The organism is Campylobacter sp., from assembly GCF_017646085.1.
GTDB lineage: Bacteria > Campylobacterota > Campylobacteria > Campylobacterales > Campylobacteraceae > Campylobacter.
In genome coordinates this window covers 1-15,862 of record NZ_JAGCNF010000100.1, presented here as the reverse complement: position 1 = coordinate 15,862, position 15,862 = coordinate 1, and the positions used below count along the sequence as shown (strand labels likewise).

17 protein-coding genes are annotated in these 15,862 nt (G+C 31.8%); 10 read left to right on the top strand and 7 right to left on the bottom strand.

The window, feature by feature from the left end; all coding sequences use genetic code 11:
• Window positions 1–8 precede the first annotated feature (8 nt).
• Both J6V67_RS05410 and J6V67_RS05405 read right to left on the bottom strand, forming a co-directional pair.
• Window positions 9–683, bottom strand: coding sequence for a response regulator transcription factor (locus J6V67_RS05410; RefSeq protein ID WP_291859868.1), 675 nt, complete (start codon window positions 681–683; stop codon window positions 9–11).
• Between the two features lie 45 nt (window positions 684–728).
• A complete protein-coding gene (locus J6V67_RS05405) occupies window positions 729–2,141 on the bottom strand; it encodes a Do family serine endopeptidase (protein WP_291859865.1) in 1,413 nt (470 codons plus the stop codon).
• A 150-nt stretch (window positions 2,142–2,291) separates the two neighbouring features.
• Here J6V67_RS05405 and J6V67_RS05400 point away from each other — a divergent pair, with 150 nt between their 5' ends.
• From J6V67_RS05400 to J6V67_RS05355, 10 genes are all read left to right on the top strand, one after another.
• Window positions 2,292–3,170, top strand: coding sequence for a DnaJ C-terminal domain-containing protein (locus J6V67_RS05400; RefSeq protein ID WP_291859861.1), 879 nt, complete (start codon window positions 2,292–2,294; stop codon window positions 3,168–3,170).
• Between the two features lie 10 nt (window positions 3,171–3,180).
• A complete protein-coding gene (locus tag J6V67_RS05395) occupies window positions 3,181–3,540 on the top strand; it encodes a helix-turn-helix transcriptional regulator (RefSeq protein ID WP_291859857.1) in 360 nt (119 codons plus the stop codon).
• Between the two features lie 8 nt (window positions 3,541–3,548).
• A complete protein-coding gene (locus J6V67_RS05390) occupies window positions 3,549–5,216 on the top strand; it encodes a cation:proton antiporter (RefSeq protein ID WP_291859854.1) in 1,668 nt (555 codons plus the stop codon).
• 2 nt (window positions 5,217–5,218) lie between these two features.
• Window positions 5,219–6,655: a potassium/proton antiporter gene (locus J6V67_RS05385; RefSeq protein ID WP_291859851.1), complete on the top strand. Its 1,437-nt coding sequence runs from the start codon at window positions 5,219–5,221 to the stop codon at window positions 6,653–6,655.
• Window positions 6,656–6,663: 8 nt separating this feature from the next.
• Window positions 6,664–7,425, top strand: a complete 762-nt coding sequence (locus J6V67_RS05380; protein ID WP_291859848.1) for a TSUP family transporter — start codon at window positions 6,664–6,666, stop codon at window positions 7,423–7,425.
• 108 nt (window positions 7,426–7,533) lie between these two features.
• The gene (locus J6V67_RS05375; protein ID WP_086224605.1) at window positions 7,534–8,214 is read left to right on the top strand and encodes a F0F1 ATP synthase subunit A; all 681 of its coding nucleotides are present in this window, start codon (window positions 7,534–7,536) and stop codon (window positions 8,212–8,214) included.
• Between the two features lie 179 nt (window positions 8,215–8,393).
• Window positions 8,394–8,930: a thiamine phosphate synthase gene (locus tag J6V67_RS05370; RefSeq protein ID WP_291859844.1), complete on the top strand. Its 537-nt coding sequence runs from the start codon at window positions 8,394–8,396 to the stop codon at window positions 8,928–8,930.
• Window positions 8,931–8,997: 67 nt separating this feature from the next.
• Window positions 8,998–10,419 (top strand): Asp-tRNA(Asn)/Glu-tRNA(Gln) amidotransferase subunit GatB, encoded by a 1,422-nt coding sequence (gene gatB, locus J6V67_RS05365; protein ID WP_291859841.1) that lies wholly within the window; start codon window positions 8,998–9,000, stop codon window positions 10,417–10,419.
• Window positions 10,420–10,582: 163 nt separating this feature from the next.
• The gene (locus J6V67_RS05360) at window positions 10,583–11,473 is read left to right on the top strand and encodes an NAD(P)H-dependent glycerol-3-phosphate dehydrogenase (protein WP_291859838.1); all 891 of its coding nucleotides are present in this window, start codon (window positions 10,583–10,585) and stop codon (window positions 11,471–11,473) included.
• A complete protein-coding gene (locus tag J6V67_RS05355; protein ID WP_291859837.1) occupies window positions 11,470–12,528 on the top strand; it encodes a glycoside hydrolase family 3 N-terminal domain-containing protein in 1,059 nt (352 codons plus the stop codon). Before J6V67_RS05360 ends, J6V67_RS05355 begins: the two co-directional genes overlap by 4 nt.
• Here the strand turns inward: J6V67_RS05355 and J6V67_RS05350 are convergent.
• From J6V67_RS05350 to J6V67_RS05330, 5 genes are all read right to left on the bottom strand, one after another.
• A complete protein-coding gene (locus tag J6V67_RS05350; RefSeq protein ID WP_291859834.1) occupies window positions 12,525–12,959 on the bottom strand; it encodes a hypothetical protein in 435 nt (144 codons plus the stop codon). The two genes, J6V67_RS05355 and J6V67_RS05350, sit on opposite strands and share 4 nt — an antisense overlap.
• The gene (gene rarD / locus J6V67_RS05345; protein WP_291859832.1) at window positions 12,946–13,821 is read right to left on the bottom strand and encodes an EamA family transporter RarD; all 876 of its coding nucleotides are present in this window, start codon (window positions 13,819–13,821) and stop codon (window positions 12,946–12,948) included. Before rarD ends, J6V67_RS05350 begins: the two co-directional genes overlap by 14 nt.
• Window positions 13,821–14,564: an amino acid ABC transporter ATP-binding protein gene (locus tag J6V67_RS05340; RefSeq protein ID WP_291859829.1), complete on the bottom strand. Its 744-nt coding sequence runs from the start codon at window positions 14,562–14,564 to the stop codon at window positions 13,821–13,823. Before J6V67_RS05340 ends, rarD begins: the two co-directional genes overlap by 1 nt.
• Before the next feature lie 9 nt (window positions 14,565–14,573).
• Complete coding sequence (locus J6V67_RS05335; protein WP_291859826.1) at window positions 14,574–15,236, bottom strand: amino acid ABC transporter permease; 663 nt, start codon at window positions 15,234–15,236, stop codon at window positions 14,574–14,576.
• On the bottom strand, window positions 15,229–15,862 hold a 634-nt coding region (locus tag J6V67_RS05330), incomplete at its 5' end, for a transporter substrate-binding domain-containing protein (protein WP_291859823.1). The genes J6V67_RS05335 and J6V67_RS05330, both read right to left, overlap by 8 nt.

Here is a 15,862-nt window from a genome sequence, read left to right as displayed (position 1 = left end):
CTCTAAATTTACTGTTCTAATTTGTATCCTACGCCTCTAATAGCGTGAATATATTTTGGTTCTTTTGGATTTTCGCCAATTTTAGTGCGAATTCGTCCAATAATAACATCTATACTTTTATTTGTACTATCTTCATTTATGGAGTTACAGTTATAAATTAACTCCTCACGGCTTATAGCGCCGCCTTCTTTTTTGATTAAATATCTTAGAATATCATATTCAGCAACTGTTAGTTGCAAAGGCTCACCTTTTAATGTGATAATATGACGAAAATCATCGCATACTAAATCTTTTGGTACTGGTGATATCTCTTGCATTGTAATGCTTTGACGACGTAAGTGGCTTTTGATTCTAGCTAAAAGCTCTTGAGGATTATATGGTTTTGGCAGGTAGTCGTCTGCACCAAATTCAAATGCATTTATCTTGTCACTTATATCATGTCTAGCGCTTGAGATAATTATAGGAATTGTGTGCTTTGCTCGTATCTCTTTGCAAACTTCTAGCCCATCAATTCCTGGCAAGGTAAGATCTAAAATTACTAGATCAAATTTACTTGTATTAAGAGTAGAAAGTCCAAGATATGGATCATCACATATCTTGACTTCTATCTCAAACTGCTCTAAGTACTCGCTTAAAATCTCTGCAAGCTCAAAATCATCTTCAATCATTAGAATTTTTATCATATATCTGCCTTATAAATTTGGGCTGATTATAGCCAAAAATAGCTATTATTTCAATACAAGCCCCATTAAAATTCCGCCACGATTTATCCAGATTATAGGTTTTCTATTTAGTGTTTTGGAGGTTTTTAGTTCTTTACTAAATTCGCTTATATTATTTATGATTTTCTCATTGACTTGAATGATTATATCACCTCTTTCAAAGCCAGTATTAGCAGCATTTGAACCATCTTTAACATCTGTAATTAATATACCTTTTATATCTTGTGGGATTTTGTATTTATATTTTATCTCTTCGCTTAAGTTTTGCACACTTAGACCATCGATACTAAAATTATCAGCTGCATTATCATTAGAATCTGTAGCTACTAATTGAAGTTTAGTAGAGTAGATTTTACCTGCTCTTTCATATTCTAAATTAATCTTTGTATTTGGCGAATATGCTCCAATTATATTTTTTAAATCATTAGCACTTTTTATGATTTTTTTATCTACTTTAATAATTAGATCACCTCTTTGAAGTCCAGCTTTACTAGCTGGATAATCTTTTTCTACATTAGTAATTAACGCACCTTCTTGATTTTTATATATCTCTTTTTGATCTGTTGTTAAATTTGCGATCATTACTCCAATATAGCCACGAGTTATTTTACCATCGCTAATTAGCTTTTGAGCTATTGTTTTTACCATATTTGATGGGATGGCAAATCCTATTCCATTATTACCACCACTTCGACTAAGAATAGCTGAGTTTATACCAACTAAAGCCCCACGGCTATCTATGAGCGCTCCACCACTATTGCCAGGATTGATGCTAGCATCTGTTTGGATAAAATCTTCATATTGATTTAATCCAATATTATCTTTATTTAATCCACTAATTATTCCACTTGTGATGCTTCCACCTACACCAAAAGGATTTCCAATAGCAAAAACTACATCACCCTCAAGTAGTTTAGAGCTATCAGCAAAGTAGGCTGGAGTTAGATTATTGGCTTCGATTTTAATAATTGCTAAATCGGTTTTTGGGTCCGAGCCAATGATTTTGGCTTTATACTCTTTTGAATTGTCTAGCATAGAGACAATAATCTCATCACTATCTTCTATTACATGGTAGTTTGTAACTATATAGCCATCGCTAGATATAATTACGCCTGAGCCAAGAGATGAGCTTTTTTTACTTCTTTGTTCTGGAATATTAAAACCAAAGCCAAAAAACTCTTTAAAAAATGGGTCATTCATTAGACTATTTAGATTATTTTGTACTTTTGTGGTTTTAGTTGTAGATATATTAACAACTGTCTGCTTTGCTTTTTGGATAGAGCTATTATATGATAGGATTGAGTTTTGATCTATGGTTGGATTTATACGATTAAAATTTGGATTTGCATCACGAAATTCTACATCAGCACCAAAAATGGCTGAGACTGCTAGAAGCGATATTAATGTTATTTTTTTCATATTATTCCTCTTTAAAAAGTTATTTGGATTATATTATGTAGGAATAAATACAAATTTAATACTTATATAAATGAATTTAAATAAGTTGATTGACACTAGCTCAACTTTTATGATATAATATATATAAAAATATATAAGCGGAGATATGTGATGAGTAATAGTTTGTATGAAACTTTAGGCATTTCTAAGAGCGCTAGCAGCGATGAGATTAAAAAGGCTTATAGAAAGCTAGCTAGACAGTATCATCCTGATATTAATAAAGAACCAGGTGCAGAGGAAAAATTTAAAGAGATTAATGCAGCTTATGAAATTTTAAGTGATGAGACTAAACGTAGGCAATATGATCAGTATGGCGATAGTATGTTTGGTGGTCAGAGTTTTCATGATTTTTCTAGAGCAAACTTTGGCGGCAACGCAGATATAAATGATATTTTAAATCAAATTTTTGGTAATTTTGGCGGTTCTGGGCGATCTAGTAGAGGATTTGGTGGGTTTAACTCAGCTAATTTTGGTGGATTTGATCAAGGGTTTGGACAGAATTTAGATATTCAAGCTAGGATAAATATTCCATTTGAGTTAGCCATAAATGGTGGTGATTATGAGTTTAGCATAAATGGTGAGAAGATTAAGATTAAAATCCCAGCAGGGTTAAACAGCGGCGAGAAGCTGCGTGCTAGAAATAAAGGCAAAAGCGCTGGTAATTATAGAGGAGATTTAATAATTACTGTAAATATAGAAGAGGATAAAAGATATAAAAGAGATGGGGATGATCTATATAAAAATTTAGATATCGACCTAAAGACTGCATTATTTGGTGATAAAGTTGAGATAAAAACATTTAAAAAAGATGTATCAATTAAAATACCGCCTAATACTAAAAATGGTCAAAAAATTAGACTAAAAGGCTATGGCATAAAAAATAGAAAAAGTAATATTTATGGCGATATGTATTTAGTAGTTCATGTAATTTTACCAGATATTGAGCAGATTGATCCGCAGCTAAGAGATATGTTGCAAAGTAGACTATAAAGGAGGCAGTATGAGAGATTATGAAGAACCAGTCTATTTAATAAGCGTAGTAGCAAAGGTTTTAAGCATTCATCCGCAAACTCTAAGACAATATGAAAGAGAGGGGTTAATAGAACCTAGTAGAACTGAAGGCAAGATGAGACTATATAGTGAAAAAGATCTCGATAAAATTAAGATGATTTTAAGGCTTACTAGAGATTTGGGTGTAAATTTAGCTGGTGTAGATGTGATTTTGCGACTTAAACAACAGTTAGAAGAGTGTGAAGCAACTATAGATGAGTTAAGGGCAAATTTAAAAACACAAAGTAAAGGCTCTCTTGTAAAGCGTGAAAGTAGTTTTGATTTAATATTTATAAAAGAAAAAAAGTAGGAAAAAAAATGGATAATCTTGTATATATCTTTATAATTGCAGCTGGCGCTGCTATTTTGTTTAATTTAGTATTTCGTAGATATGGAATTCCAACTATTATAGGTTATATTGCTACAGGAATTTTTATTTCGCAACTTTTTGGTTTAAAAAATAATCATGATTTAAGCTTTGTAGCCGAATTTGGAATTGTATTTTTGATGTTTACTATTGGGCTTGAGTTTAGTATCAAGCATTTAATGTCAATGAAAAAATATGTATTTATTTATGGTCCTATTCAAGTATTTGCTACTGGTTTTGTATGTAGTCTTTTATCGGTTTATATATTTGATATAGATATGAAAGGTGCTATTATTATAGGTTTTGCATTATCTCTTAGCTCAACAGCAATAGTTTTAAAAACATTAAATGACAACGGGCACATATCAAAACATTATGGACGCAAGGTGCTTGGGATACTATTATTTCAAGATATAGCAGTTATTCCTTTGCTTTTAATGATAGATATATTTAATGCAAAAGATGGCTCTATAAGTTCTTTGATATTTACTTCTATGATTAGTGCTGTAATATTAATTGTAATATTATATTTTATCGGTAAGTATATATTAAGCCGTGTTTTACATTTGGTTGTTAGTGCAAATTCAAAAGAGATATTCATAACTACTATTTTATTTACAGTTATTGGTTCTAGCTTTTTAGCGCACTATTTTGGATTTAGCTATTCGCTTGGGGCATTTATTGCTGGTATGCTAATAGCCGAAACACAGTATAAGCATCAGATCGAGACAGACCTTATACCTTTTAGAGATCTTCTTTTGGGTCTATTTTTCATAACAGTTGGTATGCAGATAAACTTTAGTGTGATTGCTAGTAATCTGTTTATAGTTGTTTCTATTTTGATTGCTGTTTTAATTATTAAAGCTTTAATTATCTATCTGTTCTTAATGATATCAGCTAGAAAAAAAGTCGCACTAAAAGCCGCATTAAGTCTAGCTCAAGTTGGGGAATTTGCTTTAGCTATATTTACATTATTATCGGTAAAGGGCATGGCCGATGATAAAACATTGCAGATTTTAACTGCTGTGGTAATTATATCTATGGTTCTTACTCCATTTGTTTTAAAAAATGTAAGTAAAATTGCTGATAAAATGGAAGAACAAGATAAACTAAACAAAGTAATAGATCCTATAAACGAACAAGATGAGATGCAAGAACTTGTAAATATAGATATTCCAGAACACAAAGAGCACTTTATAGTATGCGGATATGGTAAGCTTGGCCGTGAAATAGTAAGGCAATTAAAAGCTAAAAATTGTTCATATATAGTACTTGAGAATGATTTAAGTTTAGTAGAGCGTGGTAAAAATAGCAACGATAATGTATATTATGGAAATGCTGTTCAAAAAACCACCTTAGAAAAAGCCCATATTAAAAGTTGTATAGCCACAATAATTGCTGTTAGTAACGAACAAAAATCAGAATTAATAGCAAATTCTATTAAAGATCTAGGGTATAATGTAAATACTATTATAAGATTTGCTGATACTATAGAAAAAGGTCTTTATACAGATTTTGGAGATAAATTTTACTTAGTTAAAGAGAGAGAAGCTGTAGCTAATGCTATTATTGGCAAGGCTTTGGAATGTAAAATAAATAATAATTTAAATCAAGGATAGTTATGGATAATTCATTGATAATATTTGGCGGATTATTTATCCTTAGTGTATTATTTAGCAAAATATCAGATAAATATGGCGTGCCAGCGCTGCTTATGTTTTTGGCAATTGGTATGTTAGCAGGTAGCGATGGACTTATAGGGCTTGAATTTGATAATGCTAAAATAGCTGAAAATGTAGGTACCATAGCGCTTATATATATACTATTTTCTGGCGGATTTAATACCAATTATAAATCAATAAAGCCTATTTTTAAAAGCGGTATAGTATTAGCTACATTTGGAGTTGTGATCTCAGCTGCGATTACTGGAGTATTTGCTTATTATATAATTGGCTTTTCTATGCTTGAGTCGCTTTTATTTGGTGCAATTATTAGCTCTACTGATGCAGCTGCAGTATTTTCTATAATGCGCTCAACTAAGCTTAAAAATAATCTTGCTTCATTGCTTGAGTTTGAAAGTGGTAGTAATGACCCAATGGCGATATTTCTAACCATTACACTTTTGGGTCTTTTAACAGCTACTACGGTTATAGATCCATATACAATGACTATTAAGCTTGTGCTTGAGTTTATTCTTGGTGGTGCGATGGGCTATCTATTTGGTATTATTATTCCAAGTCTTATAAATAGAGTTAAGCTTGGCTCTTGGGGGCTATATCCAGTACTTTTGATTGCATTAGTTGCGGTACTTTTTGGCTTAGCAGAAAAGATTGGTGGTAATGGATATATTGCAGTATATGTAGCTGGTATTATTGCTAATAAAAAAGAGTTTTTGTATAAAAAGAATTTAACCGGTTTTTTTGATGGAATTGCTTGGATGATGCAGATATTTATATTCCTTACTCTTGGGCTTTTAGTATTTCCTAGCGAGTTACCGCATGTTGCAATGATTAGTATATTAATGGCACTTGTGGTGATGTTTATTTCTAGGCCTATTAGCGTATTTATTTGTACAGTATTTTCTAGATATAATGTTAAAGAAAAATGTTTTATCTCTTGGGTAGGACTTAGGGGAGTTGTTCCTATTATCTTGGCCACTTATCCGCTTTCGGCTGAATTAGAAAATGGTCAGATGATATTTAACATTATATTTTTTATGGTATTAATATCGGTTTTAACTCAAGGCACAACGCTTAATAAAAGTGCTAAGATATTTGGAGTAATTGAACAGCCAAAATCTGCAATCCCAAATATGCCTAGTAGCCCAATATCATATTCAGATATTAAGCAGTATAAAATTGGCGAATCTTCTAAAGTGATTGGTAAAAATTTAACCGAGCTTGGTTTACCAGATGATTTCTTAATAATTTTAGCAAAACGTAATGGTGAACTCATAAAGGTTAGTGGTTCGTTTGAATTTATGCAAAATGATATTTTACTTATTTTATGCAATAGCGAGCTTAGATATCAAAAAATTATTAGAATTTATGAGTTATAAGGTTTGATTTGGAATTAGAAATTTGGATATTTGCGTTACTATTTTTTGTAGCATTTTTTAGTGGATTTATAGATGCAATTGCTGGAGGTGGTGGACTCATCACTATCCCAGCATTAATTGCCGTAGGGATTCCTGAGCATATGGCACTAGCTACAAATAAACTGCAAGCCACATTTGGTAGTTTTACAGCAGCAGCAAATTTTACACATAAAAAGATGGTAAATTTTAATTCTCTTTGGCGTGGAATTATATGGACATTTGTAGGGGCAGTGTGCGGGACTTGGTCAGTGCTATTACTTGATGCAACGGTTATAAAGTATCTTATTCCAATTTGTTTAGTAGCAATTTTGATTTATACAATTTTTAGTCCAAATCTTGGTGAAATAGATAAAGAAAAAAGAATGAGTGAGGGCTTATTTTATGCTATTTTTGGTTTATCTATTGGATTTTATGATGGATTTATAGGGCCTGGAACTGGATCATTTTGGATGTTTGCTTTTGCTAGTTTGCTTGGGATGAATTTAAAAAGTGCTGTAGCAAATACTAAAATATTAAATTTTACTTCTAATATCGTATCTTTGGCTGTATTTATTGGAGGTGGGCAAATTCTATGGCTACTTGGGATAGTTATGGGTTTTGGCCAAATGATTGGAGCATATTTTGGATCGCATATGGTAATTAAAAAGGAGATTAAATTTATAAAAAATATCTTTTTAACTGTGGTAAGTTTAACTATTGTTAAGATTATTTATGATCTATTTATTAAATAAAATTTAGAATAAAATAAGCAAAAATAGATATTTAAATTGATTTTTTAATTTGTGCTTAATCTAAATTAAGATATAATTACCACAAATTTTTTCAAAAGGCGCTTTTCTATGAAAGATCTGTTTCTCTTTTCAAATTTGATCGTTAATGATCATAGCTTTACGTACCTTTTTCACATTATTTTAGTTGCGATTATAGTGTTAATTGTTGCTAAAATGGCTACTAGCTCGATGCAGCTTGTACCTCGTGGTACTCAAAATTTACTTGAGGCATATTTAGAAGGTATCGTATCAATGGGTCGTGATGTAATGGGTAGTGATGAGCTTGCTAGAAAGTATCTACCACTAGTGGCTACAATTGGTTTAATTGTTTTAACAAGCAATGTAATTGGTATTATTCCTGGTTTTGAAGCTCCTAGTTCTAGCTTGAATCTAACTCTTTGTTTGGCTCTTTGTGTGTTTATATATTACAACTTTGAAGGTATTCGCACTCAAGGTGTGATTAAATATTTTGCTCATTTTATGGGACCAAATAAATTTCTTGCTCCTTTAATGTTCCCTATCGAGATCGTATCTCATTTATCTCGTATAGTTTCATTATCATTTAGGCTTTTTGGAAATATTAAAGGCGATGATCTATTTTTGATGGTTGTTCTTAGTCTTGCTCCGTGGGTTGCTCCACTTCCAGCATTTGCATTACTAACATTTATGGCATTATTACAAACATTTATCTTTATGATTTTAACATATGTTTATTTGGCTGGTGCTGTGGTAGTTTCTGAAGAGCATTAATTTTTTGGTATATATTTTAAATTTTATTCTAGGTGCGTCGTGGGCAGTTGCTATCGTCGGCGCACTGTTTTGTATCTATCATTTTTATTTTTTAGGACTTTTTCTTAGTGGTTTAATTGGGGCTAGTTTTGGTCTTATTTTAGCTTTAATATCATATCTATTATTAAGGATTTTAAATAGTGATTAAGTATGCAATTAGCGATCCTAAATTTTATTCAAATTTAGATTATGCTTTTAATAATTTTATTAGATTAAAAGAGGCTAATATGCTACTTTTTAGAGATAAAAACTCTAATAACTATGATAAAACAGCTCAAGAATTTATTAAATTTAAATCTCATAATATAAAATTTTTACTTCAAAATGATATCGATTTGGCTTGCAAACTTGGCTTTGATGGTATTCATTTTAGTTCAAATTTTATTCATTTATTAAAGGATACTCCGCCAAATTTAATCAAAATTGCTAGCACTCATAATGTTAAAGAGATAGAATTAGCCAATCAATATGGAGCCGATTTTATTACATTTAGTCCAATTTTTGCAACTCCAAATAAGGGCAAACCAAAAGGCTTAGAAGGATTAAAAGAAGCTATAAAAATATCAAAATTTAAGGTTATTGCTCTTGGCGGGATAATGAGTGCTGAGCAAATTTGTGCTGTGATGAAGTGCGGTGTGGCCGGATTTGCATCGATTCGCTATTTTACGCTAGATTAACCTTATTAATATTTAATTTTTTTTGTGCTAAAATATACTATTTTATCAATATCAAAAGGCTAAATTTATGTTTGAAACAGTTATAGGATTAGAAGTACATTGTCAGTTAAATACAAAAACTAAGATATTTTGTGGATGTTCAACTAGTTTTGGTGAAGAGCCAAATACTCATGTTTGCCCAACTTGTTTAGCTCTACCTGGGGCATTACCGGTATTAAATTCTCAAGCGGTTAAAAAAGCAATTAGCTTTGGTAAAGCAATAAATGCAACTATAAATAAAAAGAGTATTTTTGATCGTAAAAACTACTTCTATCCAGATCTACCTAAAGCCTATCAGATATCTCAATTTACTATTCCAATTGTAGAAAATGGTGAGTTAATTATTAAAGTTGGCGATGAAAGTAAAAGAATTGGAATTACTAGAGCGCATTTAGAAGAAGATGCTGGTAAAAATAGTCATGAGAGTAAATCTAGTCTTGTAGATTTAAATCGTGCTGGTACCCCACTTTTAGAGATTGTAAGTGAGCCAGATATTAGAAGCAGTGATGAGGCTGTAGCATATCTTAAAAAACTTCATAGTATATTAAGATTTTTAAATATTAGTGATGCTAATATGCAAGAAGGCTCTTTTAGATGTGATGTAAATGTTAGTATTAGACCAAAAGGCGATGAAAAACTTTATACAAGAGTTGAGATTAAAAATTTAAATTCATTTAGATTTATACAAAAAGCTATTGAGTATGAGGTAGAGCGTCAGTGTGAGGCTTGGGAAGATGGCAGATATGATAGTGAAGTCGTTCAAGAAACTAGATTGTTTGATACTACAAAATTGATTACTAAATCAATGAGAAGTAAAGAAGATAGTGCTGAGTATCGCTATTTTCCAGATCCTGATTTATTGCCAGTTATTATTCCTGATGAGCTTATGGAAGAGGCTAGTATTTTGCCTGAGTTGCCAGATGAAAAAAGAGCTAGATATGTAAGTGAATTTGGTATAAAAGAGAGCGATGCTGATGTGATAATTAGCAGCTATGAGATGGCAAAATATTTTGAAGATTTAATAGCTGGAGGTAATTCTGCAAAACTATGCGTGACTTGGCTGACTGTAGAGCTTTTAGGTAGATTAAAAAATGGAGTAACTATAGAGACAAGTCCAGTAAGTAGCACTAAGCTCTCAACTCTACTAAATAGAATAGAAGATGGCACAATATCGCAAAAAGCTGCTAAAGATGTCTTAGATGTAATAATAGAAAGTGATGAAGATATAGATAGTGTGATTGATCGTCTAGGCCTAAAACAAGTAAGTGACGACTCTGCTATATTGTCTATTATTGATACAGTATTAGCTGCAAATGAAGATAAAGTAGCTGAGTATAAGAGCGGTAAAGATAAATTATTTGGTTTCTTTGTTGGTCAAGTTATGAAAGAGGGTAAGGGTGCATTTAATCCAGCCAAAGTAAATGAGTTATTAAAAACGAAATTAGGGTAGCATTATTGGTTTATTAACAATTTTCATAAGATTAAATTTATTAATATATAGCAAGATTTTTATTTATAAAATTAGGTTTTTTTATTTTGCAAAATTAAATTTAATCTTATAGAGATTTTGTTAGCAAGTATTAGTAGCGATATAAAACTATGGATAGCAAGATATGAAAATAGCAGTGATCGGTGCTGGTAAATGGGGGCAGGCTTTATACTCAGCACTTAAAATAAATAATGATTGCATTATCTCATCTCGAACAAAGCGTGATATTGAAGGTTTTGTAGAGTTAGATAAGGCGCTAGAGTGTGACTATTTACTCTTTAGTATATCAACTCAAAAAACACATGAGTTTTTACGCTCAAATTTTAAAGCAAAGAATCAAAAAATATTAGTAGCTTCTAAAGGCATAGATACGATTAGTGGAGAGTTTTTACATGAGATCTATTCTAAATTTGCCCCAAGCCAAAATTTAGCATTTTTAAGCGGTCCTAGCTTTGCAAGTGAGGTTATGCAAGGATTGCCGTGTGCCTTAGTGATAAGCAGCGAAAATGATGAGTTAGCTCAAATTTGGGCTAGCACTTTTCCAAGTTTTATTAAGCCATATATTAGCGACGATGTTATAGGGGCTGAGATTTGTGGTGCATATAAGAATGTGATTGCTATAGCTGGCGGTGTATGTGCTGGTCTTGGTCTTGGGCAGAATGCTAGAGCTAGTTTGATATCTAGAGGATTAGTAGAGATGGCTAGATTTGGTGAGCATTTTGGCGCTAAAGATGAAACATTTTTAGGTCTTAGTGGAGCAGGGGATCTATTTTTAACTGCTAGTAGTGAGCTATCTAGGAATTATAGAGTTGGTCTTGGGTTGGCTAGTGGATTTAGTCTTGATGAGATTTTAGCTCAAATTGGAGAGGTGGCTGAAGGTGTAGCTACAGCATATGCAATTACTAAAATTGCTCAGCAAAGAGCGATTTATACTCCAATTGCTAGTCAAGTAGTTGATATGCTAGGGGGCAAAAATGCAAAAGAGGCTTTAAAGGATTTATTAAAACGACGATGAAAAAGATTATTTTGCTATTTATTTTTACTATTTCACTCTTTGGCACACCAAGTGATAAAGAGTTAAGAAATATGATCGGTCAGATGGTGATGGTAGGATTTACTGGAAATAGTTCTAGTGATGAGTGGGTTAAGCAACTTCATCTTGATATTAAAAATGGTAGAATCGGTGGAGTTATGATATTAGCTAGAAATATCAGTAGCAAGCAAGGGCTAAAAGAGTTGATTAGGTATTTAAATTCAGCCAAACCAAAACAGCCGCTATTTATTGCCATTGATGAAGAGGGTGGGCAAATTAGTCGGTTTAATAAATTTAATGATTTTGAGCATTTTCCATCAGCTTATAAGGTTGGTAATGAGTTAAATTTAAATAGTGCTAATAAGTTATATACTAGTATGGCAATTCAGCTTAAAGATCTTGGAATAAATATGAATTTTGCTCCAGTAGTTGATCTTCATAATGAGATATCGCCTATAATTGGTCAAAGACAAAGGGCATTTAGCAATGATGCTGGCGAGGTGACTGCATATGCTAGTGAGTTTATATCTGCTTTTGATACTGTAGGTGTTGCTAGTGTTTTAAAACACTTTCCAGGTCATGGCAATGCCTCGGCTGATACACATAAAACCAGTACTATAGTAGATAATTTTGACTTTGATGAGATTAAGCCATATTATGAACTGATTAAGCGTAAAAAGGCTAAATTTATAATGATTGGCCATATGATAATCCCAGCAATTGATGATGCAAATCCAGCTACACTTTCACGTCAAATAGTTACAAATTTGCTAAAAGATAGTTTAAACTACGAAGGTGTTGTAATAAGTGATGATATGCTAATGAAGGCACTTGGCGGAACTCTTGAACAAAATGCTATAAAAGCAGTAAATGCTGGGGTAGATATCTTGTTAGTAAGTGAGTATTTCTATAATAAAACAAATTCTATAAAAGCTCTAAATGATGCAATATTTAACTCTGTTAAAAGCGGTAAAATAGAGATTACTAGAATTATTGATGCATATAATCGTATAATCGCTCAGAAGGCTAGATTTTAATTTCTATCTAGCCTAAGTCTATTAAACTCGCCTCTTAAATTCTCTTTGATATCACTAGCAAGTTGCTCACCATCTATAAAATTAGACTCCACAAAAGCATCAAGCCTACTAAGAAGAGCAAAAAGCTTGTTTTGCCACTGTGTGCTATCTTTTGAATTTAAAGATTCAATAAATACAAGTTCTTTACTAAAATCACTTAAAGTTTCTAAAATCTCATCCTTTTTATTTAATTCTAATATTATATCTTCTTGAGTTTTTTGACGCAATACATCTATTTGCTTATCTATTGCATCACAAAATTTAGAATAGGCTAAATTTGGATTTTCATCCTCATTTGTGATATTTTGTGTAACTTTATTTATCTGTTTATAAAGTATTACTCCAACGATTAAGACGGCAGTTGCCATTATAATTAAATCATTTTGTGTCATTTTTTCTCCTTAAATTTGCCGTTGCAGCAATTGCAAGGCTAATCCATATAAGTGCAAAGCTAATAATTTTATAAAAATCAAGAACTTCATTATATATAAAAACTGCAATAATCATACTTAAAGTAGGGCTAATATATTGTAAAAATCCAATCGTAGATAGTTTAAGATACTTTGTGCTAGCATTAAAAGTAAGTAGTGGTAAGATAGTTACAAATCCACTTAAAAATAGCATTATTCCATTAAAATTCATACCAAATTCACCGCTATTATTTATAGTTAAATATATTAAATATAGTAGGGCAAATGGTGCTAAAATCATAGTTTCAATAAATAATCCTTCAAATGTTCTTACTCCAAGTCTTTTACGTAAAAGTCCATATAGGGCAAATGATAATGGCAGCATAATAGAAATTATTGGTAGTTTTCCAAGAGCATAAATTTGAATTCCAATAGCAATAAATACAATAAAAATTGAGAGTTTTAAGGCTGAATTTAACTCCTCTTTTAATATAATAGCGCCAAGGAGTATAGAAAAAAGTGGATTTATAAAATATCCAAGACTAGTAGCTAAAATTTCATTTTGGTTGATTGCATAGATAAAAATCCCCCAGTTGCTAGCTATTAAGGCGCCAGTGATGGTTAGTGTTAGAGTAACTTTTTTTATTTTAATAATTCGTTTAACATTGGCTAGTTTTTTTGTTATGATCAACACAACCAATAAAATTAGAGCTGACCATATAATCCTATGAGCTAACACCTCAGTAGCTGCAACATTCTCTATAAATTTAAAAAATATTGGGAAAATCCCCCACATAATAAATGTAGCTAGTGCTAGGATAAATCCTTTTTGTGTTGATTTCATTAGTAGTTTAGATCGCCTATAAATTTAATAATTCTTGGATTATTTTGCGAGCCAAAAAAATCTTTTGGAGATTCAATGGTAACTATTTTACCATCTTCTAAAAATATAATTTTATCAGCTATATCCTTGGCAAATTTAAGCTCATGAGTTACTAAAATCATAGTTTGATGCTCGCTTGCTAACATTTTAAGTGTAGCTAAAACTTCGCTTACTAGCTCTTTATCTAGTGCGCTAGTAGGTTCATCAAGAAGCAAAATATCAGGTTTAAGCGCTACGGCTCTAGCAATGGCTACACGCTGCTGTTGCCCACCGCTAAGTGAACTAGGATAGGCATTGGCTCTATCTTTTAGGCCAAATTTATTTAGCAAATTTAGCGCAATTTGGATAGCTTTATCCTTGTCAATCTTTTGAACACTTATTAATCCTTGAGTAATATTTTGCGTAGCATTTAAATGAGCAAATAGATTATAAGATTGAAAAACCATACCCATTTTACGCCTTAAATTTAAAATTTCATGCTTATTTGGATGGGCGCCAAAGTCAATCTTAAGCGAATTATCATCAAATTCCAAGATCCCACTATCTGGTATTTCAAGATAATTTAAAGATCGAAGTAAAGTAGTTTTACCACTACCGCTTGGGCCGATAATTGCAATGATCTCGCCCTTTTTAATATTAAAACTAATATTTGATAAAATAGTATGCGAGCCGATTTTTTTGCTTATATTTTTTATTTGTAGCATATATTCCTCTTATAGATGCTTGCTAAATTTAGTCTCAAGACGAGTTTGTATATAACCAAGACCTATACAGATCACCCAATATATAAGAGCAGCTTGCGAATAGACTCTTAGAAATTCATAATTTTGAGAAGCAATAGTTTGAGCTTGACGAAACAGTTCAGCTACTAATACTACTGATGCTAACGATGTATCCTTAACTAGTGCAATAAATGTATTTGACAAAGTAGGTAGAGCAATTTTAAGTGCTTGTGGCGCAATAATTTTAATAAATGTATCGCTATTGGTTAGTCCAATGCTCCATCCAGCCTCCCATTGACCTTTTGGTACGGCTAAAATACTAGCTCTAATAGTTTCACTACTATACGCACCAATACTAAGACTAAAAGCAATAATTGCGCTAATAAATGGATCTAGAGTTATGCCAATATTTGGCAGACCATAAAATATTATAAAAAGCTGTACAAGTAGTGGAGTTCCACGAATTATAGAGATATAGAATTGGCAAATAACTCTAGCTAAGCTTGATAGTAAATTTTTACTATGATTAATACGAATAAGTGCTACAATAACACCTATTGCAATACCACAAATAAAAGATATAAGGCTAAGGGGGATTGTATATAATATCGCCCCTTTAATCATAGGCAAAAATGCTTCAATATAGCTATTCACTAACATCCATTCCAAAATATTTTTCTGAAATTTGTTTTAATGTACCATCTTTTTTCATAGATTCAAGAGCTTGATTAATCCTATCTCTTTGTTGGGTTAATTCTTTTTTGAATAAAAATACACTTCTTGTGCCGTCTCCGGTATTAAATGCAACTTTGATATTTTTATCACCAGTTGTTTTAATGTAGTTTAAAATCGCAAGCTTATCATTCATTGTAGCATCGGCTCTGCCTTGGCTGACAGCTTTAATAGCTGGTGCTAATCCATCTACTAAGATTATATTTGCTCCATTTTCTATAGCTATATCATAATAGTTACTACCCATTGCTTGGGCAATATTTTTACCCTTAATATCATCTAGCGAATTTATACTATTGTTATCAATTCTTACAGCAATTGCAGCAGAAGTAACTATATATGGATTACTTAGTGTATAAAGCTGAGCTCTTTTTGGATCGGCGTCGCTGATTTGATTTGCTATCATATCAAAGCGATTTGAGTTTAATCCTGAGAATATAGCATCCCAGTTTGTCTCATGAAATTCAACTTCAAAACCAGCTCTTTTGGCTGCTTCAGTTATTACCTCGACATCATATCCAACTAGCTTTCCACTTGCATCATGATAG

Bases quoted from the DNA above. Each gene is read 5' to 3' on its own strand.
- J6V67_RS05410 (WP_291859868.1), bottom strand. From the start codon at position 683: ATGATAAAAATTCTAATGATTGAAGATGATTTTGAGCTTGCAGAGATT.
- J6V67_RS05405 (WP_291859865.1), bottom strand. From the start codon at position 2,141: ATGAAAAAAATAACATTAATATCGCTTCTAGCAGTCTCAGCCATTTTT.
- J6V67_RS05400 (WP_291859861.1), top strand. From the start codon at position 2,292: ATGAGTAATAGTTTGTATGAAACTTTAGGCATTTCTAAGAGCGCTAGC.
- J6V67_RS05395 (WP_291859857.1), top strand. From the start codon at position 3,181: ATGAGAGATTATGAAGAACCAGTCTATTTAATAAGCGTAGTAGCAAAG.
- J6V67_RS05390 (WP_291859854.1), top strand. From the start codon at position 3,549: ATGGATAATCTTGTATATATCTTTATAATTGCAGCTGGCGCTGCTATT.
- J6V67_RS05385 (WP_291859851.1), top strand. From the start codon at position 5,219: ATGGATAATTCATTGATAATATTTGGCGGATTATTTATCCTTAGTGTA.
- J6V67_RS05375 (WP_086224605.1), top strand. From the start codon at position 7,534: ATGAAAGATCTGTTTCTCTTTTCAAATTTGATCGTTAATGATCATAGC.
- gatB (WP_291859841.1), top strand. From the start codon at position 8,998: ATGTTTGAAACAGTTATAGGATTAGAAGTACATTGTCAGTTAAATACA.
- J6V67_RS05360 (WP_291859838.1), top strand. From the start codon at position 10,583: ATGAAAATAGCAGTGATCGGTGCTGGTAAATGGGGGCAGGCTTTATAC.
- J6V67_RS05355 (WP_291859837.1), top strand. From the start codon at position 11,470: ATGAAAAAGATTATTTTGCTATTTATTTTTACTATTTCACTCTTTGGC.
- J6V67_RS05350 (WP_291859834.1), bottom strand. From the start codon at position 12,959: ATGACACAAAATGATTTAATTATAATGGCAACTGCCGTCTTAATCGTT.
- rarD (WP_291859832.1), bottom strand. From the start codon at position 13,821: ATGAAATCAACACAAAAAGGATTTATCCTAGCACTAGCTACATTTATT.
- J6V67_RS05340 (WP_291859829.1), bottom strand. From the start codon at position 14,564: ATGCTACAAATAAAAAATATAAGCAAAAAAATCGGCTCGCATACTATT.